Raw genomic sequence first — 252 nt, 5'->3', positions numbered from 1 at the left:
CAGTACCATCAGCGCAAGGAGACTTAACGACCGGGTTCGGAATGAGACCGGGTGTGACCCTCCCACCATAACCACCACGGAAACCAACACCCACCACAACCACGACCCACACCCCAACCGGGGGGATCACAGCCACAACGGGAAAACCGTAGAATATGTGAAAAATATGCGCGAGCACCCAATTATCTGCAGCGGACAAGCCCTCGGCCTATTAGTACCGGTCAGCTCCACCCCTCACAGGGCTTCCACACC

Annotated in this window: 1 rRNA gene; it reads right to left on the bottom strand. The window is 57.1% G+C overall.

What is annotated here, in order from left to right:
• Positions 1-79 (bottom strand): 5S ribosomal RNA (gene rrf / locus ADL05_RS06050); the annotation flags it as partial.
• Positions 80-252 lie beyond the last annotated feature (173 nt).

This window comes from Nocardiopsis sp. NRRL B-16309 (assembly GCF_001279585.1).
In the GTDB taxonomy this organism is placed as follows: Bacteria; Actinomycetota; Actinomycetes; order Streptosporangiales; family Streptosporangiaceae; genus Nocardiopsis.
Note: the sequence above shows the minus strand (reverse complement) of the source record. Positions and strands in the feature narration are given on the sequence as shown.